At 47.5% G+C, this 26,424-nt stretch carries 23 protein-coding genes and 1 riboswitch; of the genes, 17 read left to right on the top strand and 6 right to left on the bottom strand.

Features of this window, described 5'->3' with window-relative positions:
* The first annotated feature begins 28 nt into the window (after positions 1-28).
* Positions 29-223, top strand: coding sequence for a twin-arginine translocase TatA/TatE family subunit (gene tatA / locus BN1080_RS14265; RefSeq protein WP_052653090.1), 195 nt, complete (start codon positions 29-31; stop codon positions 221-223).
* Between the two features lie 12 nt (positions 224-235).
* The gene (gene tatC / locus BN1080_RS14260) at positions 236-1,003 is read left to right on the top strand and encodes a twin-arginine translocase subunit TatC (RefSeq protein WP_052653088.1); all 768 of its coding nucleotides are present in this window, start codon (positions 236-238) and stop codon (positions 1,001-1,003) included.
* 100 nt (positions 1,004-1,103) lie between these two features.
* Here tatC and BN1080_RS14255 read toward each other — a convergent pair whose 3' ends face one another.
* On the bottom strand, positions 1,104-1,901 hold the full coding sequence (locus tag BN1080_RS14255; RefSeq protein WP_110925712.1) for a CPBP family intramembrane glutamic endopeptidase: 798 nt from the start codon (positions 1,899-1,901) through the stop codon (positions 1,104-1,106).
* Between the two features lie 194 nt (positions 1,902-2,095).
* On the opposite strand from BN1080_RS14255, the gene groES reads away from it, so the two are divergent.
* The 4 genes from groES (at position 2,096) to BN1080_RS14235 (ending at position 6,360) form a co-directional block, all read left to right on the top strand.
* A complete protein-coding gene (groES, locus tag BN1080_RS14250) occupies positions 2,096-2,380 on the top strand; it encodes a co-chaperone GroES (protein ID WP_052653086.1) in 285 nt (94 codons plus the stop codon).
* Positions 2,381-2,415: 35 nt separating this feature from the next.
* Complete coding sequence (gene groL, locus BN1080_RS14245) at positions 2,416-4,047, top strand: chaperonin GroEL (protein WP_052653084.1); 1,632 nt, start codon at positions 2,416-2,418, stop codon at positions 4,045-4,047.
* 202 nt (positions 4,048-4,249) lie between these two features.
* A complete protein-coding gene (locus BN1080_RS14240) occupies positions 4,250-5,188 on the top strand; it encodes a sensor domain-containing diguanylate cyclase (protein WP_052653082.1) in 939 nt (312 codons plus the stop codon).
* Between the two features lie 197 nt (positions 5,189-5,385).
* Complete coding sequence (locus BN1080_RS14235; protein ID WP_052653080.1) at positions 5,386-6,360, top strand: tRNA dihydrouridine synthase; 975 nt, start codon at positions 5,386-5,388, stop codon at positions 6,358-6,360.
* A 52-nt stretch (positions 6,361-6,412) separates the two neighbouring features.
* On the opposite strand, the gene BN1080_RS14230 is transcribed toward BN1080_RS14235, so the two are convergent.
* Positions 6,413-7,132, bottom strand: coding sequence for an excalibur calcium-binding domain-containing protein (locus BN1080_RS14230; RefSeq protein WP_052653078.1), 720 nt, complete (start codon positions 7,130-7,132; stop codon positions 6,413-6,415).
* A 237-nt stretch (positions 7,133-7,369) separates the two neighbouring features.
* On the opposite strand from BN1080_RS14230, the gene BN1080_RS14225 reads away from it, so the two are divergent.
* The 4 genes from BN1080_RS14225 to BN1080_RS14210 all read left to right on the top strand — a co-directional run bounded on the left by BN1080_RS14225 (position 7,370) and on the right by BN1080_RS14210 (position 9,631).
* A complete protein-coding gene (locus tag BN1080_RS14225) occupies positions 7,370-8,134 on the top strand; it encodes an aquaporin (protein WP_052653076.1) in 765 nt (254 codons plus the stop codon).
* Positions 8,135-8,467: 333 nt separating this feature from the next.
* Complete coding sequence (locus BN1080_RS17275; protein WP_199876629.1) at positions 8,468-8,605, top strand: hypothetical protein; 138 nt, start codon at positions 8,468-8,470, stop codon at positions 8,603-8,605.
* Between the two features lie 126 nt (positions 8,606-8,731).
* Positions 8,732-8,950, top strand: coding sequence for a hypothetical protein (locus BN1080_RS14215; RefSeq protein WP_052653072.1), 219 nt, complete (start codon positions 8,732-8,734; stop codon positions 8,948-8,950).
* Between the two features lie 162 nt (positions 8,951-9,112).
* Positions 9,113-9,631, top strand: coding sequence for a YehS family protein (locus tag BN1080_RS14210; RefSeq protein ID WP_052653069.1), 519 nt, complete (start codon positions 9,113-9,115; stop codon positions 9,629-9,631).
* A 193-nt stretch (positions 9,632-9,824) separates the two neighbouring features.
* Here the strand turns inward: BN1080_RS14210 and BN1080_RS14205 are convergent, their stop codons facing one another.
* Complete coding sequence (locus tag BN1080_RS14205; RefSeq protein ID WP_052653067.1) at positions 9,825-10,250, bottom strand: hypothetical protein; 426 nt, start codon at positions 10,248-10,250, stop codon at positions 9,825-9,827.
* Positions 10,251-10,438: 188 nt separating this feature from the next.
* A riboswitch (SAM riboswitch) is annotated at positions 10,439-10,543 on the top strand.
* A 72-nt stretch (positions 10,544-10,615) separates the two neighbouring features.
* Between BN1080_RS14205 and BN1080_RS14200 the strand changes: the two genes are divergently transcribed.
* Both BN1080_RS14200 and metH read left to right on the top strand, forming a co-directional pair.
* Entirely contained in the window at positions 10,616-12,475 is a 1,860-nt protein-coding gene (locus BN1080_RS14200; protein ID WP_052653065.1) for a bifunctional homocysteine S-methyltransferase/methylenetetrahydrofolate reductase, read from the top strand.
* Complete coding sequence (metH, locus tag BN1080_RS14195) at positions 12,456-15,893, top strand: methionine synthase (protein WP_052653063.1); 3,438 nt, start codon at positions 12,456-12,458, stop codon at positions 15,891-15,893. The genes BN1080_RS14200 and metH overlap by 20 nt, the downstream gene beginning before the upstream one ends.
* A 168-nt stretch (positions 15,894-16,061) precedes the next feature.
* On the opposite strand, the gene BN1080_RS14190 is transcribed toward metH, so the two are convergent.
* The gene (locus tag BN1080_RS14190) at positions 16,062-17,672 is read right to left on the bottom strand and encodes a glycoside hydrolase family 43 protein (protein ID WP_052653061.1); all 1,611 of its coding nucleotides are present in this window, start codon (positions 17,670-17,672) and stop codon (positions 16,062-16,064) included.
* Between the two features lie 204 nt (positions 17,673-17,876).
* Positions 17,877-19,085 (bottom strand): ROK family protein, encoded by a 1,209-nt coding sequence (locus tag BN1080_RS14185; RefSeq protein WP_052653059.1) that lies wholly within the window; start codon positions 19,083-19,085, stop codon positions 17,877-17,879.
* A 179-nt stretch (positions 19,086-19,264) separates the two neighbouring features.
* On the opposite strand from BN1080_RS14185, the gene BN1080_RS14180 reads away from it, so the two are divergent.
* The 3 genes from BN1080_RS14180 (at position 19,265) to BN1080_RS14170 (ending at position 22,381) form a co-directional block, all read left to right on the top strand.
* On the top strand, positions 19,265-20,563 hold the full coding sequence (locus BN1080_RS14180; protein ID WP_052653057.1) for an extracellular solute-binding protein: 1,299 nt from the start codon (positions 19,265-19,267) through the stop codon (positions 20,561-20,563).
* Between the two features lie 102 nt (positions 20,564-20,665).
* On the top strand, positions 20,666-21,544 hold the full coding sequence (locus tag BN1080_RS14175; RefSeq protein ID WP_052653055.1) for a carbohydrate ABC transporter permease: 879 nt from the start codon (positions 20,666-20,668) through the stop codon (positions 21,542-21,544).
* Between the two features lie 15 nt (positions 21,545-21,559).
* Positions 21,560-22,381 (top strand): carbohydrate ABC transporter permease, encoded by an 822-nt coding sequence (locus BN1080_RS14170; protein WP_052653053.1) that lies wholly within the window; start codon positions 21,560-21,562, stop codon positions 22,379-22,381.
* Between the two features lie 218 nt (positions 22,382-22,599).
* Here the strand turns inward: BN1080_RS14170 and BN1080_RS14165 are convergent, their stop codons facing one another.
* A complete protein-coding gene (locus tag BN1080_RS14165; RefSeq protein ID WP_052653051.1) occupies positions 22,600-23,229 on the bottom strand; it encodes a YesL family protein in 630 nt (209 codons plus the stop codon).
* A gap of 307 nt (positions 23,230-23,536) precedes the next feature.
* Here BN1080_RS14165 and xylA point away from each other — a divergent pair, with 307 nt between their 5' ends.
* Together xylA and xylB are read left to right on the top strand one after the other, a co-directional pair.
* Positions 23,537-24,859: a xylose isomerase gene (xylA, locus tag BN1080_RS14160; RefSeq protein ID WP_052653049.1), complete on the top strand. Its 1,323-nt coding sequence runs from the start codon at positions 23,537-23,539 to the stop codon at positions 24,857-24,859.
* Positions 24,860-24,888: 29 nt separating this feature from the next.
* On the top strand, positions 24,889-26,388 hold the full coding sequence (xylB, locus tag BN1080_RS14155; RefSeq protein WP_052653047.1) for a xylulokinase: 1,500 nt from the start codon (positions 24,889-24,891) through the stop codon (positions 26,386-26,388).
* Positions 26,389-26,424 lie beyond the last annotated feature (36 nt).

Here is a 26,424-nt window from a genome sequence, read left to right as displayed (position 1 = left end):
GAAACCATTAATACAGGAGGTGTCTAATATGGCTCCAGGTCCAGTTAGTTTGATAGTAATTGCTATTGTGGCATTAATCATTTTTGGCCCGAAAAAGTTGCCTGAATTTGGTAAAGCTTTCGGTTCTTCATTGCGTGAGTTTAAAAACGCAACTAAAGGTTTGACAGATGACGACGATGCAGCAGACGTGAAGAAGAAAGAAGAGCAAAAGGAAATACGATAGGATGTTTGTCTGATGAATCAAAAAGACATGACTTTAGTTGAACATATAGGCGAACTGAGAAAACGGCTGACCATCATCGCCGTTTTCTTTGTGTTAGCGCTCATTGGCAGTTTTTTCTTGACCGAACCGTTGATCCAGTATCTGCAGTTTACCGAGGAAGCGAAAAACTTAACGCTTAACGCTTTTAAGATAACCGATCCCATTAAGATCTATATGCAAGTCATGATGGTTTTGGCCCTTGTCATCATTTCCCCAATCATCATGTACCAGTTTTGGGCCTTTATCAGCCCGGGCTTGCACGATACAGAACGGAAAGTGACATTAAGCTATATTCCATTTTCCGTGCTGCTGTTTTTAGGCGGAATTGCTTTTTCTTATTTTATCTTGTTCCCATATGTCATCGGGTTTATGCTAAACATATCCGATAACCTGGATATCCAAGATACGATTGGAATCAATGAATACTTCCAGTTCCTGTTCCAGATTACGCTGCCTTTTGGTATCGTGTTCCAACTGCCGGTGCTCATGCTGTTTTTGACCCGTCTTGGCGTCATTACACCGATGTTGATGAGCAAATACCGGAAATACGCATATTTTGGGTTAATTACGCTGGCTGCTTTTATCACGCCGCCGGATATCGTTTCCCATATGATGGTGACGGGGCCATTGCTCTTGCTTTACGAGTTCAGCATCGTTATTGCGAAAATCGGCTACCGCAAGTTTTTGAAAGCCGAACAGAATTTAATCATCGAAGAACAAAAACAAGGCCTTCACGAATAGTTCGTGAAGGCTTTTTTGTGCTTTCTTTATGTCCAGCTCCGGTGTCCAGCCTCTCGAGGTCTTAAGCTTGTCGAGGCAAAACGGGCACCTTTGCTTTTCTTTATGGCTGCAAGCCCTCCAAATATTTGGTGAAGGCTTCGATTTTGTCCATATTCAGCTGAATGATCATGACGAATGCATTCAGCAGGATATGGGAAATGATCGGTGTAATGATGCGTTTTGTTTTCTGATAGACGAATGCCAGCACAAGCCCTGTCGAGAAGTAAACAAGCAAGTGGCTGAATTCCAAGTGGACGAGCGCAAACATCAGCGCACTGATCGCGGTCGCAATAAAGAAATTCGTCGTTTGGTTTAGGGAACCGAAGACGACGCGGCGAAAAACGAGCTCTTCCATGACCGGTCCAAAGAAGACGATGGCAAGGACGGTCAGCGGCACCACTTCAGCGACGTTCACGAGCGACATCGTATTTTCAGAGCCGGGCTCGATGCCAAGAACTTTCATTTCAATCAGCGAGGCGATGATCTGTCCGAAATAGACGAGGAAAAAGCCCAGGAAGCCCCAGCCGATCGAGGCCCAAATCCCTGCTTTTTTGCCGTTCCAGATATTGAAGAAGTTTTTGTCGCGCAACACAAGGATCATCATTACGATAAAGCCGATGGCCATGCTCGACACGATGAGCCAGCCGGAAGTGGTGGCTTCTGCCGTGTCCGGATCCAGCCCCTGGCCGATGAAATAATTATAAGTCGGCACGACGACGAGCGCCGGCGCCAATTGAATCACGATAAAGGTCAATAAAATATAGAGAGGAGTCCTCGGCATTTTGCGGCCGTATTTTTTCTTCGCCGATTTTGAGGAAGAAGGGTCTCCGTTCTTTTTTTTCAGGGAAGTTGATTTCATAGAGGCATTTCCTTTCATCTTTGAATTCTTCTTTCATTGTAGAGGTTTCAAAACATTACCGCAAAGAATAAAAAACACGGAAGGTTTTGACTTGCAAAACATAACGGATTTTATTAAACTGAGAAGTGGGTTAGCACTCGAAGGTTGAGAGTGCTAATCGAGAACATTTAGATAATTCGAGGAGGGTGTTTCATTTGTTAAGACCATTAGGAGATCGCGTAATTATTGAGCTTTTAGAAGCGGAAGAAAAAACTTCAAGCGGAATTGTACTGCCGGGTTCAGCGCAGGAAAAACCGCAGGAAGGCAAAGTGATCGCTGTAGGTAATGGAGTCATCCGCGACAATGGACAGCGCACTGAACTGGAAGTCAAAGAAGGCGACCGGATCATCTTCTCTAAATACGCAGGCACTGAACTTAAATATGAAGGAAACGAATACTTGATCTTGCGCGAAAACGATATTTTAGCAATTTTAGGCTAATACATTTCAATAGACATTGAGGAGGAAGACTAAACATGGCAAAAGATATTAAATTCAGCGAAGATGCACGCAGCTTAATGCTGAAAGGTGTAGATAAATTAGCAGATGCAGTCAAAGTGACATTGGGGCCAAAAGGGCGCAACGTCGTTCTGGATAAAAAATTCGGCTCACCGCTCATCACAAATGACGGGGTAACGATCGCAAAAGAAATCGAACTTGAAAATACATTTGAAAACATGGGAGCGCGGCTTGTTGCGGAAGTTGCTTCTAAAACGAATGACATCGCTGGTGACGGTACGACAACTGCAACGGTTCTCGCTCAAGCCATGATCCGTGAAGGCTTGAAGAACGTTACAGCTGGTGCGAACCCTGTAGGAATACGCCGTGGAATCGAACTGGCTGTGGAAAGCGCAGTCACTGAATTAAAAGCGATTTCGAAGCCAATCGAAGGCAAAGAATCGATTGCACAAGTTGCCGCGATTTCATCCGGCGACGAAGAAGTCGGCAAATTGATCGCTGAGGCTATGGAGCGCGTCGGCAACGACGGCGTGATCACGCTAGAAGAATCACGCGGCTTCACAACGGAACTGGATGTTGTGGAAGGGATGCAATTCGACCGCGGCTACCAATCTCCATACATGGTGACGGATTCAGATAAAATGGAAGCGGTTCTGGATAACCCGTTCATTTTGGTGACAGACAAAAAAATCGGCAACATCCAGGAAATCCTTCCGATCCTTGAGCAAGTGGTGCAGCAAAGCAAGCCATTGTTGATCGTGGCTGAAGACGTGGAAGGCGAAGCGCTTGCGACATTAGTCGTGAACAAATTGCGCGGAACGTTCAACGCGGTAGCGGTTAAAGCTCCAGGATTCGGCGACCGCCGCAAAGCGATGCTTGAAGATATCGCGGCACTAACGGGCGCTGAAGTGATCACAGAAGATTTAGGCCTTGAGTTGAAATCAACAAACATCACACAGCTTGGACGCGCTTCAAAAGTGGTTGTTTCGAAAGAAAACACAACGATCGTAGAAGGCGCTGGCGACCAAGAGAAAATCGTTGCCCGCGTAACGCAGATCCGCAACCAATTGGAAGAAACATCTTCTGAATTCGACAAAGAGAAATTGCAGGAGCGTTTAGCGAAACTTGCTGGCGGCGTTGCAGTCATCAAAGTCGGAGCAGCTACTGAAACTGAGTTGAAAGAGCGCAAACTTCGCATCGAAGACGCATTGAACTCAACGCGTGCGGCTGTAGAAGAAGGAATCGTTGCAGGTGGGGGTACGGCGTTAGTGAACGTCTACAACCGCGTAGCAGAGCTTCTTGAATCACAGGAAGGCGACGTAGCAACAGGCGTCAACATCGTGCTTCGTGCACTTGAAGAGCCGGTTCGCCAAATCGCGACAAACGCAGGCCTTGAAGGCTCGATCATTGTTCACCGCCTGAAAACAGAAGAAGTCGGAGTCGGCTATAACGCGGCAAACGGCGAATGGGTGAACATGGTTGAACAAGGAATCGTTGACCCAACAAAAGTAACGCGTTCAGCACTTCAAAACGCAGCTTCTGTTGCAGCAATGTTCTTAACAACTGAAGCAGTTGTTGCAGACATCCCGGAACCAGCAGCACCAATGGGTGGCATGCCTGATATGGGCGGCATGGGCGGCATGATGTAATTCAAATAAAAACGACTCTCAACTCCTGGCATTACAGGAGTTGAGAGTTTTTTTGTTCAAGCAGCTGCTAATTTCTTTGAAGGAACGCCGAGAATATAAAATTGCTGATTTTTTGGGGGGCATTTAGGGTAATGGTGTATCAACAAGCAGAATTAAAATTGGTACTCATGACAGAGGAGCCTACTAATCGAGGTGTGCTGGGATGACGACATTGCAAGAAGTGCAGATGTATAAGAATTTCAATGAATTGGTCCACGATGTTTTGGAATTGGCAAAAGAAGTTTTTCCGAATCAGTTGCTTTATTTATCGTCCATCAGTGAGATGGAGCAGGTGATCCTTGAACTTTCACAGGAATCCAGTACCATTGGGCTGACCAAAGGGATGGAGCTGGATCCCGATGAATCCCTCTGCGGACTCGTGGATTTTCAGAAGAACCGTCCGCTTGTCTATGAAGACATTCAAAAAGAGCGCGATTTGGATCGTTTTCAACAGACGCTGCAGGAGCTCAACATCCGTTCCTATTTGGGAATTCCGATTTCCCTTGTTTCTGGCGAAAAGTTTGGCACCCTGTGCGCGGTCAGTGACAAGGCCCAGCATTTCGATGAGAAAAGCATCCAGTTGCTGCAGAAAATTGTCCGGCTGTTTTCGTATTATTTGGACCTTGAACATTTGGCGTACCGGGATATGCTGACGGGTTTATATAACAGACGTTACTTAACCCAAGTTTTTGCCGAACGTCCTGCAGAGGAAGGCGCATTATTTTTCCTCGATTTGGATGGCTTTAAAAAGATCAATGATGTCTATGGCCATGAACAAGGCGACTTTGTCTTAAAGGAAGTCGCTTTGCGGCTGCAAAAGATCGTGTCTGAAATTCCAGGTGCTTTTGCTGTCAGGTTAGGAGGAGACGAGTTTATTGTCCATTTTTCCGAATTGCTTTGCAGAAAAGACCTGGAGAGCTACGCTGAACGCATTCTCAGCGATTTAAATATCTGGAAGGAAGGCTATGCGATTTCAGCAAGCATCGGAATTGTGCCGTATGGAAGCGATCAGGCAGGTGAGTTGAATAACGTACTGAAACAGGCAGACGCGGCGCTGTACCAAGCTAAAACTGCCGGAAAGAACACCTATACTTTTTTCTGAAACTTTTTGGGCTCTTCACCATTTTCAAAGGGTGGAGAGTTTTTCGCGTTTTGAGCACAGCTCTTTCCACAAGCAAAAGACTCAGGTAAACTAGATAAGGCTAATAAATGCAAAGTTGTTTCCTGCTATTAATTGAACTTATTATCTTCAGATAGATTTATAAAGGAGATTTTCAACGAAAGGATTGAAATCTGTACATGAAAGAGAATTTTTGGCGTGATTTGCCGCGGCCGTTCTTTATACTCGCGCCGATGGAGGAAGTCACGAATGTGGTATTCCGGAAAGTGGTAGCGAAAGCTGCGCGGCCCGATGTGTTTTTTACGGAGTTCACGAATACGGAAAGCTATTGCAACCCGGACGGCGTTTTCAGTGAAGAAGGGCGATTGGTCTTTACCCCCGATGAGCAGCCGATGGTCGCACACATTTGGGGCAATAAGCCCGAACAGTTCCGCGAGATGAGCATCGGGATGGCGAAGCGGGGCTTTAAAGGCGTCGATATCAATATGGGCTGCCCTGTCGCGAACGTTGCGACGAAAGGGAAAGGCAGCGGCATGATCCGTTTTCCGGACAACGCCGCGGAAGTGATCCAAGCGGCAAAAGCGGGCGGATTGCCGGTCAGCGTGAAGACCCGCCTCGGCTATACCGATGTGGAAGAATGGAAAGGGTGGCTTGCACATGTGCTCGACCAGGACATTGCGAACTTGTCGATCCATTTGCGCACCAAAAAAGAAATGAGCCGTGTGCCGGCGCATTGGGAATTGATTCCCGAAATCAAGAAGCTCCGGGATGAAATTGCACCGGATACGCTTTTGACGATCAACGGGGACATTCCGGACTATCAGACAGGACTGGAACTGGCCGAGAAATACGGCATTGACGGCGTCATGATCGGGCGCGGGATTTTCCAAAACCCGTTTGCTTTTGAAAAAGAGCCGCGCGCGCATAGCGACGAAGAAATGCTGGAACTGTTGAAGCTGCAGCTGGATCTGCACGATCATTATTCTACCGAAGAAGAGCCGCTGCCGTTCCGGCCGCTTCGCCGCTTCTTTAAAATCTATGTCAGCGGCATTGCAGATGCCGATGATTTTAGAAGCCAATTGCTGAAGAGTGAATCGACGGATGAGGCACGGGCGTTGCTTGCAGAATTTCAGCAGAAAATAGCAATCGGATAACAAAATCCCGCATCGAATTTTCATTCGATGCGGGATTTTTTAATTGCCGGATTTATTCGCATCCGATTCCATCGCCGTCACGGTCCAGGTGGCTTCCATAACCGGGATCTCCTTTATAAATAGGCGCTGCACCTGCCGCGCGGACGGCGGAGCAGTTTTTATAGGAAACCGGGGATGCAGCAGCACTTGCAGTTTCTCCTGAAGAGCTAGAGGAATTGCTTGAACCCGCTGAGCTGGAAGCAGCAGCGGCTGCAACGGATACGCTTTGTGCTTTCGCCTGTGACTTCAAGTCCTCAACTTCGCTTTCTAAAGCAACTGTTACAGACTCGGCATTGGCAACTTGCTCTTCCAGGCTTGTGATTTTAGCAGTCAACTCTTCTTTTTCTTTTGCAAAAGCTGTTTTTTGTTCTTCAAGCTCTTTCGCCGCATTTTCATTTTCAAGAATTTCCGCCGATGCTTCTTCTACCTTTATTAAGCTTTCCTCGTACTTTGCGGAAAGCGAAGCAATTTCATACTCCAAGTTTTTGTTTTTTGAGGTAAGTTCTTCTTTAGCAGCTTTTAATTCCTGAAGTTCCGCTGCTCTTTCACTGGCTCCAGATGCATCGAAGCCGACAAGCGCTAAAATCAGCACCAACAGTGCAATTAAAGAATTTCTCCCATATTTATTGGCAGGGCGGTTTCTCTTGATAAATTTAAAGACAAACCACATGATTCCAAGACCTACAAAAGTAAACCAGGCAATTGCGACTAATAAAACTAATAAAAATTCCAATTTAATCCCCCTTTTTTTACATGATAAACCATTAATGATTGAAAAAGAATAAAAATATTAAATAAATAATAATTCTTAGAGTAGTAGGTAGTATTTTAAAAGACGCTCGGAAAATTTTCGATAGGTACGAAGAATATGGATGGATTCAGGAAAAATCCATGCTATAATAATCAAAAATTTCTGATAATTAATTGATTTTCCTTTAGTAAAAATCTAACAAAGTTAGGGGAGCTAGAGATGAAGAAGTATTTAGCAGAATTCATTGGTACGTTTATCTTGGTGTTTCTTGGAACAGGGGCGGCTGTGGTTTTAGGCGGGTATTCGGGAGGGACGGACAGCGGGTTTTTGGGAGTTTTAGCCATTGCTTTTGCGTTCGGATTGTCGATTGTGGCAGCGGCTTACGCAATCGGGCATATTTCCGGATGTCATGTGAATCCGGCGGTTTCACTGGCTGTCTGGATGTCGGGAAATTTGACTGCTAAAGAGTTTGGCGGTTATGTGGTTGCACAAATCGTCGGCGCCTTTGCAGGAAGTACATTTCTCGCATTTGTGGCTGCCAATTCGACCAGCCTTGAAGGGTATGGGGCAAATGGCTACGGGGATTTGAGTGCGGTCGGGCTGAATGGGCTCGGCGCTTTTGGCGTGGAAATCGTTCTTACGTTCATCTTTGTTCTGGCGATACTCGGTGTGACTTCCAGCAAAGCGACTTCGCATATGGGCGGAATCGTCATCGGGTTGACCTTGACGCTGGTCCACATCATCGGCATTCCATTGACCGGCACATCCGTCAATCCGGCAAGAAGCCTGGCGCCTGCGGTTTTTGCCGGAAGCGATGCCTTGGCTCAAGTGTGGCTATTCCTCGTCGCGCCGCTGGTCGGAGCAGCTCTTGCGGCTTTGGTATTTAAAACATTCTTTTACGTAAAAGAAGAAACGGGCCTGGAAGTCGCCGGCGATCCGGGAATTGAAGGAAAAAACACACGGCCTGACAGAAGCCGGAAATAAACAGAAAGACTGTTCTCCGGTGAAGGGAACAGTCTTTTTCACTTAAGCTACAAATTGCAAGGAAAATGAAGAAATCTCATATAGCAATGATTATAGCTTTTGTAATTGCGGTCTGCATGCTTGGAAAAGCGTTTGCCATGAATGAAGACATTAAAATGTATTTGTTGATTTTCTGGGGGATCGGGATGGCGCTAGCGTTCTTGCGATTGTTTGTAAATAATTCGATCAAGAAGGAAGGGCAAGAACTGGAAAGTAAAAGTCGCGTTTTTTGCCGTCCTGTTAGGCTTCGGTTTGCCGTTCCAGTCGTGGTTCCGAAATGCGGTGCTCTTTAAAATGGATTCGGCATACTTAGGCGGCAGCATCACCATGCTGGTCGTCGGAATGGTCTTCATGACGTTCTTTTCCGGCTATGCGAAAGGGAAGTACGTGGAAAGAAAAGCGGGAAGCAGCCAGGTGATGGCAAAATCGTAAACGCACACCATCATTTATTGTTCTTATTGCGGGCCAAGCCGTGTTATAATAAGACACTTAGGATGAACTGAACATTCAACGGAAGCAGAGCCTTCCGCCTGCAAATAAACAATAGAGGTGTACAAAATGAACAAACGATGGACAATCGATAAAATAAGAGAATTTACAGAGAAGAACTCGGACAGCAAATTGCTGTCAACGGAATACCACGGATTTTCACAGAAGCTGCTGTTCAAATGTTCTTGCGGCAATAACTTTGAAAAAACTTTTACGAAGTTCAACAAAAGCAATCAGCGCAAATGCGATACGTGCCAACCGCCGAAAGCGCCGCGCGGCGAAGCATAAAAAAGAGGCGCCTTTTCCAATACTGGAAAAGGCGTTTTGGTTTTTGATAAAGTAAGGAATAGAAAAGCGAACTCACGGTATCCGTTGCGGCGACGCGCGAGTCAAGTGAAGGGTGCCAATTGCTTTCTTAGATGAATGAGAACGGACAATGGAGGGTGACTGATGGACAATAACGATATTCTGATTAGGCTGCGCTACGCACTTGATATTAAAAATAATGATATGGTAAAGATTTTCAAGGAAGGCGGCATTGAGCTGTCGAAAGAGGATGTACTGAAAGTGTTGACGAAGACGCCGGAAAGCGAAGACGATGACATGGACAGCGTCTGGGATGCACCGGAAAACGAAGACCATATTCGCGTTGACAACCGGATGCTGGAATCTTTCTTGAACGGGTTGATCATCTTCAAGCGGGGACGCCAGGAGCCGAAACCGGGGCAGCCAGCCACACCGCCGATGAGCAACGAACCGGCAAACAACTTATTGTTGAAGAAAGTGAAAATCGCCTTGCAGCTGACGAGTGAAGATATGCTGGAATTGCTTGCACTTGCTGGGGTCACCGTGTCGAAAAGCGAAATGAGCGGCATCTTGCGAAAGCAAGGCCACAAGAATTACAGCGTCTGCGGCGACCGCTATGCCCGCAATTTCCTAAAAGGCTTGGCAATCAAATATAGAAAATGACTCGTGGTCCGCTTCTTTAATTGGAGGCGGATTTTTGATTTAGAGGATGGGAATTGGAGAGTTGGGAGTATTCGGGGTGAAGTTGGGAGTATTCGAACGAAAGTCGAGCGTATTTCAGAAAAAGTTGGGCATAAACGAAAATGGCTTCCCGCTCGAAAGCAAAAAAACTGGACAGCCTGTTGCTGTCCAGTTTTTATTGCCACGGATAGGTGGCGAGCAGTTTGGCGCTGAGCACCATAAAATCTTCTTTTGGCGACGCTGCTTTTTTCTGTTTCAGCAAGTCGTTGCCGGCTGCAAAAAGCGCTTCCGTCGTCGGGTAGGAAAGCGTTTCTTCAGATTCGATGAACGCCACAGAGTTGTCGGTATAGCGGAACAGGAAATTTTGGTAACGGGTTTCGCTTGCCGGATGAAAACTCGACGGAATGGTGTAGTCGATGTCAGCAGTGAGCACGCCGACGCGTTCATAGATGGCAAGCGGGCCAGCACTTTTCGCCATTTGCTGTTCGGCGCCTTCCACTAAGGCGTTTGGATCTTTAGCAATCGAAGGAAAGAGGCGGTTCTCGAGCAACACGAAATAATTGCGCGGATCGTTGACGTCAAGCAGGTATTTTTCAGACATTCAGAAATTCCTCCTAAAAGCGGTGATTGATTCCCATGATAGCGGAAATGTGCGAAAAGGGGAACGGAGAGAAACCGGGACGGTAAATGTCTTTCTTAACAGAAAGTTCGTTTATTTCTGTCAAAGCGCCTTGATTTTCCATCCTGAACCAGTTACCCTTATAAAAAGCCAAAATTGAATAACGTGAATTCTTATCGAGAGAAGTCGAGGGACTGGCCCTATGACGCTTCAGCAACCAGCCGAAAGGTCAGGTGCTAAATCCAGCAGGCAAGCGATTGCCTGAGAGATGAAAAGGAACGAGTGTGAACTCATAAAGCCTTCTTTTTCATGGAGGGCTTTTTTTCTATATATAGGAGGCAGAGAATATGGGATTATTAGAGGAATTAAAAACGAGGATTCTGACGGCAGACGGGGCAATGGGAACGCTTTTGTATTCATACGGGATCGAATACTGCAACGAGGAATTGAATTTGCAGCGGCCGGACATTATTGAAAAGATCCACGAAGAATACATCCAGGCAGGTGCGGATATCATTCAGACGAACACTTACGGCGGCAACGCATTGAAGCTTGCGCGCTACGGGCTGGAACATCAAGTGAAGGAAATCAACGAAGCGGCGATTGAAATTGCGAAACGGGCGGCTGCACCAGGCGGCCAATTTGTCTTCGGGACGATTGGCGGCATCCGGGGCATTCGGCGGAGCGATGCAGCGCTCGATGAAATCATCGCGATGGTGGACCAGCAATCCGGTTATTTGCTTGCCGGGAATCCGGATGCGCTATTGCTTGAGACGTATTATGACTTTGAAGAATTGGCAGCGACCGTTACGCATTTGCGGAAACGGACAGATGTTCCGCTGATTGCGCAAGTATCGATGCATGAACCGGGAATTCTGCAGAACGGCATGGCGCTGAATGAGGCCCTCCATCAACTCGAAGGTCTGGGCGCCGATATTGTCGGCGTGAATTGCCGCTTAGGCCCTCACCATACCATTCAGGCCCTTGAAGGAGTGGAATTGCCGAAAAAAGCTTTTCTTTCGGCTTACCCGAATGCGAGTTTATTGGATTTGGAGAATGGCCGCGTCGTCTACGAATCGGAAGCCGATTATTTCGGACGCGCCGGTTTGCTCTTAAGAGAAGAAGGGGCGCGCTTGATCGGCGGCTGCTGCGGCACGACACCGAAGCATATTGAAGCGTTGAAAAAGCAGATTGGCCATTTGGAGCCGATTACGGTAAAAGAAGTGGAAACGAAAAAGCCGATTGTCATCCGGGAAGCGGAATTATCCAATGAAGTGCCGCTCCATGAAAAAGCGAAGACGGAACGGACGATCATCGTAGAGCTCGATACGCCGAAGCATCTCGACACGACAAAGTTTTTGGAAGGCTCAAAAGCGTTGAATGCAGCGGGCGTCGACGCTGTCACCATGGCGGATAATTCACTGGCATCGCCGCGGGTCAGCAACCTTGCGATGGGTTCGATCTTGAAGCATCAGGAACAGATTCGGCCGCTTGCACACATTACGTGCCGCGACCGGAATTTGATCGGACTGCAATCGCATTTGATGGGATTGGATGCACTGGGCATCCGTGATATCCTGGCAATAACAGGAGACCCGACGAAGGTCGGGGATTTCCCAGGAGCGACAAGTGTCTATGATGTTTCCAGCCTGGAATTGATTCAATTGATCAAAAAGCTCAACGATGGAATTTCTTTTTCAGGAAAGCCACTGCAAAAGAAAGCGAGCTTTTCAGTAGCAGCGGCATTCAATCCGAATGTGCGTGTGCTCGACCGGGCAGTTGCTCGGCTTGAAAAGAAAATTGAAAGCGGAGCGGATTATTTTATTTCACAGCCGGTTTATACGAAAGAGAAAATCATCGAAATCCACAAAGCGACGAAGCATTTGGAAACGCCGGTTTTCCTTGGCGTCATGCCGCTGACGAGCATCCGAAGCGCCGAATTCCTGCATAATGAAGTGCCGGGCATCAAACTGTCGGAAGAAGCGCTTGAGCGGATGCGGGCATGCGGCGAGGATAAGGAACGGGCAACCGCGGAAGGCATCCAAATTGCAAAAGAACTGATTGACACAGCGGCTGACTTGTTTAACGGAATCTATGTGATCACGCCGTTTTTCCGCTATGATATGTCAATTGAACTGATCCATTACATTCGGAAATTAGATCAACAGAAAGAGAGCGATCACAGCCATGTCCAAACAGCGAATTGAAGAACAGCTAGAAAAAAGAATTTTGATCATTGACGGAGCCATGGGGACGATGATCCAAAACGCCGACTTGTCTCCGGAAGATTTCGGGGGAGAAGAGTTCGACGGCTGCAATGAATACTTGAACATCGTAAAGCCGGAAGTTATCGAAGGCGTCCACGATGCGTATTTGCAAGCTGGCGCGGATATTCTCTGTACGAATACGTTCGGCGGAACGCCGGTCGTGCTGGATGAATACGGATTGGGCAAAAATGCGGCGGACATCAACCGGCGTGCCGTTGAAATTGCGAAGAAGAGTGCAGCGAAATTCGCGACGCCGGAATGGCCTCGGTTTGTCGCCGGAGCGATTGGGCCGACAACGAAAACCTTATCGGTGACAGGCGGCATCACATTCGATGAACTGAAAGAGAACTTCTACGTGCAGGCGAAAGCCTTAGTTGAAGGCGGCGCCGATTTGATTTTGCTGGAGACGAGCCAGGATATGCTGAATGTGAAAGCGGCGACGATCGGCATCAAGCAGGCATTTAAAGAAACGGGCGTTGAATTGCCGATCATGGTTTCCGGTACGATCGAACCGATGGGAACGACGCTTGCCGGGCAAAGCATTGAAGCGTTCTACATTTCCATTGAACACGTCAAACCGCTGTCGGTCGGCTTGAACTGTGCGACGGGTCCGGAATTTATGACGGACCACATCCGTTCGCTGGCAGAACTGTCGGACGGCTATGTCAGCTGCTATCCGAACGCCGGTTTGCCGGATGAAGAAGGGCATTACCACGAAACGCCGGAATCGTTGTCGAAAAAGCTGCGCGGCTTTGCAGAAAAAGGCTGGCTCAATGTCGTCGGCGGCTGCTGCGGGACGACGCCTGCCCATATCAAGGCGGTCAAAGAAGCGGTGGAAGGGATAGCGCCGCGGAAACCGGAAGCCGTTTCGCATGGCCATGTCGTTTCCGGCATCGAACCGCTGCAATACGATGAAACGATGCGGCCGCTGTTTATCGGAGAGCGGACGAATGTCATCGGTTCCCGAAAGTTCAAGCGGCTGATTGTGGATGGCCAGTTCGAAGAAGCGGCAGAAATTGCGCGGGCACAAGTGAAGAACGGAGCACACGTTATCGACATCTGTCTCGCGAACCCGGACCGCGATGAACTGGAAGACATGGTGAATTTCATGCAGGAAGTCGTCAAAAAAGTGAAAGTTCCGCTTGTCATTGATTCGACGGACGAAGAAGTGATTGAAGCGGCGTTGAAATTTTCGCAAGGAAAAGCCATCATCAATTCGATCAATTTGGAAGATGGGTTGGAGCGTTTTGAGGCAGTGATGCCATTGGTGAAAAAATACGGAGCTTCGGTTGTGGTCGGAACCATCGACGAAAAAGGGATGGCGGTGACCCGTGAACGAAAGTTGGCCATTGCGGAACGCTCGTATGATTTATTGGTCAACGAATGGGGCTTGGCACCGGAAGACATCATTTTTGACCCGCTCGTCTTCCCGGTCGGAACCGGCGACCAGCAATACATCGGATCCGCGGTGGAAACGATTGAAGGCATCCGGCTGATCAAAGCGAAATTCCCGCGTACTTTGACGATTCTTGGCGTCAGCAATGTCTCATTCGGCTTGCCGCCGGTTGGCCGTGAAGTGTTGAACGCCGTGTACTTGTACCATTGCACCCAGGCCGGGCTCGATTATGCCATCGTCAACACGGAAAAACTGGAACGCTACGCGTCGATTCCGGAAAATGAAGTCCGCATGGCCAATGAGTTGCTATTTACGACCACGGATGAAACCTTGGCTGACTTTACAGCATTCTACCGGGACAAGAAAAAAGAGAAGGCAGAAGACGATATCCCGAAAACAGTGGATGGACGGCTTGCCTATTACATTATCGAAGGAACAAAAGAAGGTTTGATTCCGGATCTTGAAAAAGCGCTGGATCTATACGACACGCCGCTTGATGTCATTAATGGGCCGTTGATGGAAGGGATGGCGGAAGTCGGGCGTTTGTTCAACGACAACCAATTGATCGTTGCGGAAGTGCTGCAAAGCGCCGGCGTCATGAAAGCGGCCGTTGCCTTCCTGGAACAATATATGGAGAAAAAAGAAGATGACAGCGGCAAAGGCAAAATCGTTTTGGCAACCGTCAAAGGCGACGTGCACGATATCGGGAAAAACCTCGTTGAAATCATTTTGAGCAATAACGGGTTCAAAGTGGTCGATGTCGGCATCAAAGTGACGCCGGCCACGTTGATTGATGTCATCCGGAAAGAGAAGCCGGATATGGTAGGCTTGTCGGGTTTATTGGTTAAATCTGCGAAACAGATGGTGTTGACGGCCCAAGACTTTAAAGAAGCAGGCATTGATGTGCCGATTTTGGTCGGCGGCGCTGCCTTGTCGCGGCGCTTTACCGAAACGAAAATAGCGGCCGAATACGACGGGCCGGTCATTTACGCAAAAGATGCGATGCAGGGGCTCGACCTCGCCAATCGCTTGCAGAGCGATGCGGGAAAAGCGGAATTGTTGAAAGAACTCGACGCCCAGCAGCAAAAACGGTTAGCTTCAGAGGCGGCCCGTGCGGCGAAGCCGGCAGTCGCAGTCGCGGAAAAGCCGGTCAAAACGGTGCGCGAAGACGTGCCGGTCTATGTACCGCACGATCTGCGCCGGCATGTATGGAAAGATTATTCGGTGTCGCATTTGTATCCGTACGTCAATATGCGCACGTTGATCGGCCATCATCTCGGCTTGAAAGGCTTTAACGACAACACGTTGGCAAAAGGCGATCCGCGGGCAGTCGAGCTCCATGAACTGGCGACGGACTTTTTGCAATCCGGCTTGCTGAAGCCGTCCGGCATGTATCAATTTTTCCCGGCGCAATCGGACGGCGATGATGTCATCATTTACAGCCCGGCAGATGGGAAAACCGAAATTGAGCGCTTCACGTTCCCGCGCCAATCTTCTGCGCCGTTTCTATGTTTGGCGGATTACTTGAAATCGGTCGACAGCGGCGAAATGGATTATGTCGCATTCATGCAAGTGACGGCAGGGCACGGCGTACGAAATGAAGCGCAACGCCTGAAAGAGCAAGGGAAGTTTCTTGAAAGCCATGCGCTGCAAGCGACCGCGCTGGAACTGGCCGAAGGCTTTGCAGAACGCATCCATCAGGAGATCCGCGACCAATGGGGCTTCCCGGATGCGACCGATTTCACGATGCGCGACCGTTTTGCCGCCAAATACCAAGGCCAGCGTTTTTCATTCGGCTACCCTGCTTGTCCGAACCTGGAGGATCAGGCGAAATTATTCGGCTTGATCAAACCGGAAGACATCGGCGTCCAATTGACGGAAGAATATATGATGGATCCGGAAGCTTCGGTGTCAGCCATCGTCTTTGCCCATCCGGATGCGCGTTATTTTGTAGTGGATTGAGTGGGGGAAGTCGTTTAGACAGTAAAAAGGGAAGATTGGACAGTATTCACTTAGAATTGGACAGTATTTAGCTAAAAACGGACAGTATTTCGCAGCTAACGGACAGTATATCCAAATAACTGGAAAAAGAGCGGCTCAGACCATCCTGAGCTGCTCTTTTTATTGGGTTTATTCGCGTTCCTTATAAATAAAATAATCGAAATCGGCCGCCAGGTTTTGGCCGGACGTGTCTTGGCATTGCATGCCGACAAATGCGCCGGTGAAGAATCCGCCGCCTTGGATGTAGTCATCCGACAGTTTATGCGAACCGAAGCGGATCGGAATCAAGTGCCAGTCCTCCCCATCGAACGAATAGGAATACTGATAGATGTCCGCATCGACATCGACGCGCATGTGGACGTATTCGACGCCATCCGGCACAACGATTTCTTCGCCTTGCAGCGGCTGGTCGTAAGCAAAATTATCGCAGACAGAAAGATCCAGGATGCGTCCTTTTTCTTCATGCCAGGTGATTTGAAGAGCCGTCCAGTTTTCCGTGTTGTAATAGTTTACAAGGCCTGCTGCCTGCTGGAATGTATCGGGCCGGAATGCCACTTTCGTTTCCGCCGTAAAGTGGAAATGCTGCCAGCGTCTCGCGACAAAAGCTTGAGTAAATTTAGATGTCAACGACTCGCGTCCGTGGATGCGCAAGTGGCCCGGATTTTCTTTCAGTGAAACGATTTCTTCGCCTAACGGAATGCGCAGCGTCTGGAAATGCGGGTTCAAAGCATCCGTGTCAAAATCGTCTTTTTCCGGATAATCGCGATCCCATACCACTTCATCGATGGCCGGCCCTTCGATTTCGAGCGATGGTGCGTTGCCGCCGACAACATACGGCCAATCGTTTTTCCACTCGACTCGCTGGATGGCTGTTTCCCGCCCAAGCGGGCAATAGCCGCGTGGGTCAAGCAAGGCTTGTCCTTTTCTGGAAAGCGGGCGTCCTGTCAAATGCACCAAGAACCACTCGTCCGTATGCGTGTGGACGATGGAGGCGTGGCCTGATTTCTGCAGCGGATTTCTTGGCGAGAAGAACGATGTGATCAACGGATTTTCCGGATGAACTTCATACGGTCCACGCAAATCCTTCGAACGTGCAATCGTCGCTTGGTGGTCATACTTCGTGCCGCCTTCAGCCGTCAATAAATAATAGTACTCGCCGATTTTGTAAAGATGCGGTGCTTCCACAAGCGCGACATCGGTGCCTTTGAAGATGATTTCGGATTTGCCGACCAATTTCTGCTCTTCGACGCTGTATTCCTGAAGCGCAATGCCATAGAAATTGTGGTGGCCATTGCGGTGGTCCCAATACATATTCACCAAATATTTCTTGCCGGATTCATCGTGGAACAGGGAAGGGTCGAATCCTGAACTGTTCAAATAAATCGGTTCGGACCATTCGCCGTCAATTGTCTCGCAAGTCACGAGGTAATTGTGGCAGTCTTTCCATTGTCCTTCTGTCACTTTCACATCTGTGAAAATCAGCCAGAACTTTCCGTCGCTGTAGGAAAGGGCCGGTGCCCAGACGCCGCCGGAGTTCGGATTGCCCATCATGTTCAATTGGCTCAACCGGTTGAGCGGACGAGAGATCAACCGCCAATTTTTCAAGTCCTTGGAATGGTAGATGCCGACACCTGGGAACCATTCAAAAGTGGACACCGCGATGTAATAATCTTCTCCTACACGGCAAATGCTTGGATCCGGATTGAATCCCGTTAAAATCGGATTTTGGATAATCGCCATTTTTCGTCACCCTTTATGTATGATTTTGTGGATCTGCTGCTTGGCAGAACAAATGTAAGTGCTTTCAAAAAAAGATGCCAAAACAGCATAAGCAAAGATTTTTAATCCAATTAAATCGAAAATTAAAAATCTTCAGCTGATATAAACAATCATACACTACTTAGTACGATTGGTAAACTAAGTGTGGTGAAAGTTTATAACAGCTTAAGAAAAAATGGCTTGCTGCGGCTGCATGCGGACACTCAAGAAATTCTCAATGGTAAAAGCAGCGACGCCAAGTGCCGTTGGCAGCGTATCAAGTTCCGAAAAGCCGATGATCAAATCGTTTTGCTGGAACCAAAGGGCTTGGTTTGCCACGCGTTCATTCAACGATTCGCTCAGCCAATTTTTGGCGGAAGCCATCCGGTTGCCGATTACGACTTGCTGCGGGTTAAAAGTGTTGACGATGTTGTTGATGCCGACGCCTAAATAATCGCCGCTTTTTTTGAAGAGGGCAATGGCTTCTTCATTGCCGGATTCTGCAAGCTGGATCAAATGCGGCAAATCCAATTCTTCATCAGTGGAAGCGAATAAACCGGACTGCACCGCTGTATTGAGCAAAGCTTGTTCCGACGCGTATAATTCCCAGCAACCTTCATTTCCGCAGCGGCATTTTGGACCGTTTACTTGAATGGTCATGTGGCCAAGTTCACCGGAGAATCCGTTCGACCCTTTATAGAGGGAGCCGTTCAAGATCAAGCCGACGCCGATCCCGATTCCTGCGCTGACGTAAATGATGTTTTCGCATTTTTGGCCGGCACCGAAACGTTTTTCGCCGTAAGCACCGGCGTTCGCTTCGTTTTCAATAATGACGGGAAGCCTGTATTTTTCTTCCAAAACGGATTTTAAATCGAGGTTCCGCCATTTTAAATTGGGCGCAAGCAAAATTTCGCCGTCTTTATCGACCACGCCTGGGACGCCGACGCCGATGCCTACAACGCCGTGCGGGCTGTCGGGTGCAGAAGCGATTAATGAATCAATGGTGGAAAACATTTTTTCTTTGATTTCTTCATAAGAAAGATTTTTGAAGCTGCATTCTTTCTTCAATTGGATGTTGCCGCTGAGATCGGTCAGCACGCCTAGCAGATAGTTGACGCCGATATCGATGCCGATGGCGTAGCCAGCCAGGGCATTGAATAAGAGCATAACCGGTCGGCGGCCGCCGCTTGATTCGCCAGGGCCGGATTCGTAAATCAAATGATCATCCAGCAAATCGCTGACAAGAGAAGAGACGGTTCCCTTGTTCAATCCGGTTTGGCTGGCGACAGCTGCCCGCGAAATCGGCGAATTGTTTTTGATCTTATCCAGTACCAATGATTTGTTGCCTTCTTTGACGACTTGATGGTTCCAGGTCTTGGTCACTTTTACATTCATCCTGCTCAGCTCTTTCTATCATTTTTAAACCTATTCTAACAGATACTTGAAAACGAAAGTAGTTTAATAAAAAACTTTGTTTAGCCACTAGACGAACATGAAAACGCTTGCTATAATGAAAACGCATACAACAATCTGAATATTGTTGTAATAGCACACAAAGTGGGGGGAAGAAAAAAATGAAAAGGAAGAAAACGCTTGCACTGCTATTGTCCGTTGCTATTTCATCGTTACTGTTAGTAGGGTGTTCAGATTCTGATGAAGCATCATCAGGTTCAAGTAATGCAGACACGGAAATCAAATTTATGCACTTATGGCCGGAAGGCAGCTCGAAAAAGCATTTTGACGTGGTAAACGACATTATTGCGGATTACGAAGCGGAAAACGAAGGCGTCAAAATAGATTTAGAAGTTTTAAGCAATGAGCAATACAAAGATAAATTGCGTGTCCTTTCGACATCAAAAGAATTGCCGGATGTCGGCCTGACATGGGCTGCCGGATTTCTTGAGCCTTATGTAGGCGGCAATATGTTCGCTCCATTAGATGATGTCATCGAGTCTGAATTGTCCGATGCATTTGTACCAGGAACTGCTGAAGCTTATGCGCTTGACGATGTAACATACGGATTGCCATTGGAATTGAACATTGTCAGCATTTATTACAATGAGAAAATGTTCAAGGATAACGGCATTGAAGTTCCGGAAACATACGAAGAATTGCTAGAAGCATCAAAAGCATTCCGTGAAGAAGGCATTCAGCCGATTGCACTAGGAAACAGAGATTCATGGACAGGCTCTATGTGGTATATGTACCTGGCTGACCGCATCGGCGGCGCTGATACATTGAATAAAGCAATCGACCGTTCAGGCAGCTTCGAAGATCCTGCCTTGATCGAAGCGGCTGCAGAAGTTCAAAACCTGGTAGACAGCAAGGCGTTCGTTGACGGATTCAACGGCCTTGCTGACGAAGAAGCGAAGAGCATGTTCATGAGCGAACAAGCGCCAATGTACATGATCGCAACTTGGGATCTTCCAAACTTCACAACGAATGAAGACGTTCCACAAGAATTCAGAGATTCTGTAAAATACATGAACTTCCCGACAGTTGACGGGCAAGGCGACATGAGCAGCTTTGTCGGCGGCCCTGGAGTTGGCTTGTTCGTAGCAGAAGATTCAGAAGTAAAAGAAGAAGCGAAAGACTTTTCTGCTTTCTTTGTCAAAGAGTGGGGCGAAAAAGCAGTTGAAGAAGCAGGCGTAATTCCAGCGACAAAAGTGGATGCTGCTTCAATGGATCTTCCGCAAATGTACATCGACATTTTGGAAGAATTGAATCAGGCAAGCAACATCACGATGTTTGCGGATGTTCAATTGAGCCCGGAAGTGGCAACAGTCCACTTAGATGCAATTCAAGCCCTATTTGGCAACGAAATGACGCCTGAAGAATTTGCAAAAGCCCACGAGGACGCTCTTTCGAAATAAAAAATGATCCAAACAGTTTGAAAAGCTAGAAGAACAAGAGGGGGGCATATCCAGAATTCAGGATTGTCCCCTTCTACTTTATAAGATATGGGGTTGAATGTTATGAACAAAGTGATGTCCAATAAGCTTTATATCGCGTTCTATATTGCGCCCGCTTTTATATTGCTGATGGTCCTGATCTTCATCCCGCTGCTCCTGTCCGGCTATTACGGCTTGATGGACTGGGATGGAATCGGAGAAAAAACTTTTATTGGCCTGGACAATTATATAGAAGGAATCCAAGATAAACTGTTTTGGAACAGTGCTTTGCATTCGTTCTTATTGGCCCTTTTCTCGGCATTGAGTTTAATCATCTATTTAGCAGTATCGATCATCCTGGCTTCAAAAATCAAAGGGGCGGATTTGCTTCGCAAAATCTACTTGATTCCGATGCTCTTGTCATCCGTCGCTATTGCCCAATTATGGGTTAAAGTCTACAACCCGTCCAACGGGATTTTGAATTCTTTCCTTAGAACTATCGGAGTTGAAAATCCACCATCTTGGCTCGCAGATCCAAGCTTGGTTTTGTTTGCCATCTTCGTTCCAATCCTATGGCAATATGCAGGGTTCTATATCCTGATTTACTATGCAGCGTTGAAAAACATTCCGGAATCTTTGATTGAAGCTGCAAGAATTGACGGCGCGACGCCATTCCAAATTGCCATGCGCATCAAATTGCCGTTGATCAAAGAAATCGTGAGTGTCACTATCGTTTTGGCAATTGTCGGATCCTTGAAATACTTCGATTTGATTTACGTAATGACGGCCGGCGGGCCAAACGGAGCCAGCGAAGTAATGGCTTCTTATATGTACAAACTGGCTTTCTCTAGCTACAACTTCGGCTACGGCAGTGCCATCGGATTCTTGCTATTGATCATCACACTGATCGTTACGTTGATCATCCGTAAAGTGACCGAAACAAAAGAGAAGCTTGAATACTAGGAGGAGGTTTGTTTAATGAGACGTGTTGGATATTTCTTTCTATACTTGGCTTTGATCGTAGTGGCATTATTTCAAATCCTCCCACTCATCTGGCTGTTCCTGTTCTCTTTAAAGAGCAACCAGGAAATCTTTGCAGGTTCACCGTTTTCTTTGCCGTCAGAATTCAGATGGGAAAATTACCAGAAAGTCTGGGACGGGGGAATCGGCACGTATTTCTTCAATAGTGTCTGGATTACGATTGCGGCCATCATCTTTACGGTGCTATTCGCAAGCATGGCCGCATTCGCTTTGACGCGCATGAAATGGAAATTGAGCGGCCTCGTCCTCGGCCTCTTTATGGTCGGCTTGATGATCCCGATCCACTCGGCGTTGATCCCGCTCTACAGCATGTTCTTGAGCGTCGACATGATTGATAACCCGTGGTCGATTGTCATCACGTACACGGCGTACAATTTACCGATCACGCTAATGATTTTACTCGGTTTTTATTACACCTTGCCGCACGAAGTCGAAGAAGCGGCAATCATCGATGGCTGTTCGATCCATCGCATGTTCTTCCGCATCATCTTGCCGATGACGACGCCGATCATGGCAACAACCGTCGTTATCAACATGATCTACAACTGGAACGAATTCGTTTTCGTCAACACATTCATCAGCTCGGAGAAATACAAAACGCTGACCGTAGGAATCCAGAACTTCATCGGCCAATACATGACCGACTGGGGTGCAATCGGTGCCACGCTGATCATCAGCGTCTTGCCGATCATCATCGCCTTCATCTTCTTCAGCAATAAAGTCGTTGAAGGGATTTCATCGAGTGCGGTGAAGGGGTAAATAGAAAAGCGGAAGCGACTCGAGAAGCTGGCCATCGGAGTCTGGCCAAAAGAAAAGCGGAAGCGCCTGGTCAGCTCCGACAGGCTTAAGGCAGCACACGGAGGAAATCCTGATTTCCATAGTGGGCTGACTTAAGATCCCGAGGAGCTAGGCGCTGGAGTCTGGACAAAAGAAAAGCTTCACCTCATCAGGAATCGTATCTGAGAGGTGAAGCTTTTTTATTCGGGAAGGCTGCTTGCCGTCTTCGCAGTGGTTTTATTGAACGCATTTAAAGAAATCCACATCGTGATGAAAGCATAGGAGCTGGCGCCGAAGATAAACGCGAGCGCCGGCAGAGCTTGCATGATCAGAAACAGAGGCACAAGGCAAAGCAGGATCAGCAAACTGTGAAGCGGGTGAATCAGCATGATCAAAAAAGCATTTTTAAGCACTTGCGGGACGCGGATATCAAAATGCACAAAGGTCGGGAACAGATAGAACAGGAACAGCGCAACCAAAAGCATGAAAGCGAATAAAGGAATCGACGTCCAAGTTAAATGGGCAGTGTCCAACGTTAATAGGTAGAAGACGTCAGCGGCAATCAATGCCAAAAGCAGCCAAACCACGAGGCCCATCACATTGCTTTTGGCAAAATCTTTCCGGTAATAGTCCCAGAACGTCCGGAAAACGGGTACGTCCGTCTGTCCGCGCAGCCATTTCCGGCAAACGGAAAACATCGCCGTCGTAGCAGGGAACAGCCCTAAAACAATTGCGCCTGCTAATGTGAAAACGACCCACAGCAAATTTAAATAGGCAAAGCGGGTGATCCATTCGGTAATCTGATAAACGGTATTTTTGGTGGAATTCATCTATGACCTTCCTTACATTTCGATTTTCTGAAAATCCAACATCTAACTTATTTAAAAGCATACACCAAGTCGGAAAATTGGACGAATAAATGATGCTGCGGATAGAGATGAGGACCTTTTGGACGCTTTGAACAAAATTACCGCTGTTTATAAGTCGAATAGTCGAATCATTCTAAATAAAACTTTGTTTAACCAATAGACAAACTAATTGTAACTTGTTATAATATCAAATGAAAGCCTTTTCATTAAGGATAAACCTATTTATTTATCAAAATTACCAGAACCCAATACCTAGGAGGCAAAAACTATGGCATATTTCGAGAACATTGACAAAATTAAATTTGAAGGTGCATCTTCAAAAAATCCATTCGCTTTTAAATTTTACAACCCGGAAGAAGTAGTCGGCGGCAAGTCGATGGAAGAAATTCTTCGCTATGCGGTTTCATACTGGCACACATTTACAATGGATGGATCGGATCCATTCGGCGCTGGGACGATGAACCGCCCATGGGATAAATTCAGCGGAATGGACTTGGCAAAAGCGCGCGTAGATGCAAGTTTCGAATTCTATGAAAAAATGGATGTGCCATTCTTCTGCTTCCATGATGTCGATATCGCACCAGAAGGCAGCAACTTAAGAGAATCGAACCAAAACTTAGACGTCATCGTTGCCATGATCAAAGATTACATGAAAGACAGCAAAGCGAAATTGCTTTGGAACACTGCCAACAATTTCACGCACCCGCGCTTCATCCATGGTGCTGCAACATCCAACCATGCGGATGTTTTTGCTTATTCAGCTGCAAAAGTGAAAAAAGGCTTGGAAATCGGCAAAGAGCTTGGGGCACAAAACTATGTGTTCTGGGGCGGCCGCGAAGGCTACGAAACTTTATTGAACACGAACATGAAGCTGGAGCTTGATAACTTGGGCCGCTTCTATCATATGGCTGTCGACTATGCGAAAGAAATCGGCTTCGACGCACAATTCTTGATCGAGCCAAAACCAAAAGAGCCGACAACTCACCAGTACGACTACGATGTGGCAACTGGCCATGCTTTCTTGCAGAACTACGGTTTGGAAAACCACTTCAAATTCAATATTGAAGCGAACCACGCGACGCTTGCAGGCCACACATTCGAGCACGAATTGCACTATGCACGCATCAACAACATGCTTGGATCCGTCGATGCGAACCAAGGCGATCCGCTTCTTGGATGGGATACAGATGAATTCCCGACAGATCTTTGGTCAACGACGCTTGCAATGTATGAAATCCTTAAAAACGGCGGACTTGGCAAAGGCGGCTTGAACTTCGATGCGAAAGTACGCCGCGGTTCATTCGAGCCTGAAGATTTGTTCCACGCACATATTGCGGGGATGGACGCATTTGCTGTCGGCTTGAAAGTCGCTCAGCAATTGATCGACGACAAAGTATTGGATTCCATCATGGAAGACCGCTACCAAACCTACACAGAAGGAATCGGCCTAGACATCGTCGAAGGCAAAACGGATTTCCACAAACTAGAAGAGCATGCACTTGGCTTAACGGAGATCAAACAAACATCTGGCCGTCTTGAGCAGATCAAATCAACAATCAACCAATACTTGCTGCAAGCTTTCGCTAAATAATAAGTCTGAACGTCAGGAGAGCTGTCGCTATGAAATACGTGATTGGAGTCGATCTTGGAACGAGTGCCGTGAAAATCCTGCTGGTCAACCAGCAAGGAGAAGTGGTGCACAGCGTTTCGAAATCATATGCATTGATACAAGAAAAAACAGGATACAGCGAGCAGAATCCAGAGGACTGGGTGGCTCAAACAACTTCCGGGCTGCTTGAGCTCCTCTCCGGTTTTGATGGGGCTGCTGAAGACATCGAAGGCATCAGCTTCTCGGGGCAGATGCACGGCCTTGTGCTGCTGGATGAAAACAATGAAGTCTTGCGCCCGGCCATTTTATGGAACGACACAAGAACAACGGCCGAATGCCAGCAGATCTACGATGCTGTAGGCAATGAACGCTTACTCGAAATCACCAAGAATCCGGCGCTTGAAGGTTTCACACTGCCGAAAATTCTTTGGGTCCAAAAGCACGAGCCGGAAATTTTTGCGAAAGCGAAATCGTTCGTATTGCCAAAAGACTATTTACGATACCGCATGACCGGCAAGTTGGAGATGGAATTCTCGGATGCTGCCGGCACATTATTGCTCGATATCAGCAAAAAACAATGGAGCACAGAAATCTGTGAACTTTTGAATATTGATCCAAACCTGTGCCCGCCGCTTGTCTACTCGCATGACGAAGTGGGTACGGTCACGGCTGAATATGCAGCAGCATCAGGGCTTGCACCGGCAACCCGCGTTTTTGCAGGCGGTGCGGACAATGCGTGCGGCGCAATCGGGTCTGGAATTCTAGAAGATGGCAAAACGCTTTGCAGTATCGGTACATCCGGTGTTGTGTTATCTTATGAAGCAAGCAGCGACAAGGATTTTGGCGGCAAGGTCCATTACTTCAACCATTCGGCGCCGGATGTCTATTACACGATGGGCGTCACGCTGGCAGCCGGCTACAGTTTGACTTGGTTTAAAGAAACCTTTGCACCGGATGAATCGTTTGACGATTTGCTTGCTGAAGTGGGCACTGTGCCTGTCGGCTCGAACGGCTTGCTGTTTACGCCGTATCTCGTCGGTGAACGCACACCCCATGCAGATGCTGCCATCCGTGCAAGTTTTATCGGAATGGATAGTTCCCATCGCCGAAAAGATTTTGCCCGGGCCGTACTGGAAGGCATTACGTTCTCTTTAAATGAATCCATCGAGATTTTCCGCGAAAGCGGAAAAGAGATTGATACGATTGTATCGATCGGCGGAGGTGCACAAAACAAGGACTGGCTTCAAATGCAGGCAGATATTTTCAATGCGAAAATTGTCCGCCTGACAAGTGAACAAGGTCCGGGAATGGGCGCAGCCATGCTTGCTGCTTACGGCAGCGGATGGTTTGCTTCATTAAAGGAATGTGCAGATGCATTCTTGAAAGAAGATGCGCAGTATGAGCCGAATCCGGCGAATGTAGAAAACTATCAAAAACTATTTTCTATTTATCAAGAAGTTTACGGACAGACAAAAGCGATGAACGAAAAGCTTTTGGCGTTCCGTAAATAGCAGGTTAAATAAGAGTCTCAACTCCTTTAGTTGGGA

Source organism: Planococcus massiliensis, from assembly GCF_000821325.1.
GTDB classification, from domain to species: Bacteria; Bacillota; Bacilli; order Bacillales_A; family Planococcaceae; genus Planococcus; species Planococcus ruber.
Note: the sequence above shows the minus strand (reverse complement) of the source record. Positions and strands in the feature narration are given on the sequence as shown.

What these genes read in the sequence shown, in the direction of transcription:
- tatA (WP_052653090.1), top strand. Translation starts at nt 29, where the DNA reads ATGGCTCCAGGTCCAGTTAGTTTGATAGTAATTGCTATTGTGGCATTA.
- tatC (WP_052653088.1), top strand. Translation starts at nt 236, where the DNA reads ATGAATCAAAAAGACATGACTTTAGTTGAACATATAGGCGAACTGAGA.
- BN1080_RS14255 (WP_110925712.1), bottom strand. Translation starts at nt 1,901, where the DNA reads ATGAAATCAACTTCCCTGAAAAAAAAGAACGGAGACCCTTCTTCCTCA.
- groL (WP_052653084.1), top strand. Translation starts at nt 2,416, where the DNA reads ATGGCAAAAGATATTAAATTCAGCGAAGATGCACGCAGCTTAATGCTG.
- BN1080_RS14240 (WP_052653082.1), top strand. Translation starts at nt 4,250, where the DNA reads ATGACGACATTGCAAGAAGTGCAGATGTATAAGAATTTCAATGAATTG.
- BN1080_RS14235 (WP_052653080.1), top strand. Translation starts at nt 5,386, where the DNA reads ATGAAAGAGAATTTTTGGCGTGATTTGCCGCGGCCGTTCTTTATACTC.
- BN1080_RS14225 (WP_052653076.1), top strand. Translation starts at nt 7,370, where the DNA reads ATGAAGAAGTATTTAGCAGAATTCATTGGTACGTTTATCTTGGTGTTT.
- BN1080_RS17275 (WP_199876629.1), top strand. Translation starts at nt 8,468, where the DNA reads ATGGATTCGGCATACTTAGGCGGCAGCATCACCATGCTGGTCGTCGGA.
- BN1080_RS14215 (WP_052653072.1), top strand. Translation starts at nt 8,732, where the DNA reads ATGAACAAACGATGGACAATCGATAAAATAAGAGAATTTACAGAGAAG.
- BN1080_RS14210 (WP_052653069.1), top strand. Translation starts at nt 9,113, where the DNA reads ATGGACAATAACGATATTCTGATTAGGCTGCGCTACGCACTTGATATT.
- BN1080_RS14205 (WP_052653067.1), bottom strand. Translation starts at nt 10,250, where the DNA reads ATGTCTGAAAAATACCTGCTTGACGTCAACGATCCGCGCAATTATTTC.
- BN1080_RS14200 (WP_052653065.1), top strand. Translation starts at nt 10,616, where the DNA reads ATGGGATTATTAGAGGAATTAAAAACGAGGATTCTGACGGCAGACGGG.
- metH (WP_052653063.1), top strand. Translation starts at nt 12,456, where the DNA reads ATGTCCAAACAGCGAATTGAAGAACAGCTAGAAAAAAGAATTTTGATC.
- BN1080_RS14190 (WP_052653061.1), bottom strand. Translation starts at nt 17,672, where the DNA reads ATGGCGATTATCCAAAATCCGATTTTAACGGGATTCAATCCGGATCCA.
- BN1080_RS14185 (WP_052653059.1), bottom strand. Translation starts at nt 19,085, where the DNA reads ATGAATGTAAAAGTGACCAAGACCTGGAACCATCAAGTCGTCAAAGAA.
- BN1080_RS14180 (WP_052653057.1), top strand. Translation starts at nt 19,265, where the DNA reads ATGAAAAGGAAGAAAACGCTTGCACTGCTATTGTCCGTTGCTATTTCA.
- BN1080_RS14175 (WP_052653055.1), top strand. Translation starts at nt 20,666, where the DNA reads ATGAACAAAGTGATGTCCAATAAGCTTTATATCGCGTTCTATATTGCG.
- BN1080_RS14170 (WP_052653053.1), top strand. Translation starts at nt 21,560, where the DNA reads ATGAGACGTGTTGGATATTTCTTTCTATACTTGGCTTTGATCGTAGTG.
- BN1080_RS14165 (WP_052653051.1), bottom strand. Translation starts at nt 23,229, where the DNA reads ATGAATTCCACCAAAAATACCGTTTATCAGATTACCGAATGGATCACC.
- xylA (WP_052653049.1), top strand. Translation starts at nt 23,537, where the DNA reads ATGGCATATTTCGAGAACATTGACAAAATTAAATTTGAAGGTGCATCT.
- xylB (WP_052653047.1), top strand. Translation starts at nt 24,889, where the DNA reads ATGAAATACGTGATTGGAGTCGATCTTGGAACGAGTGCCGTGAAAATC.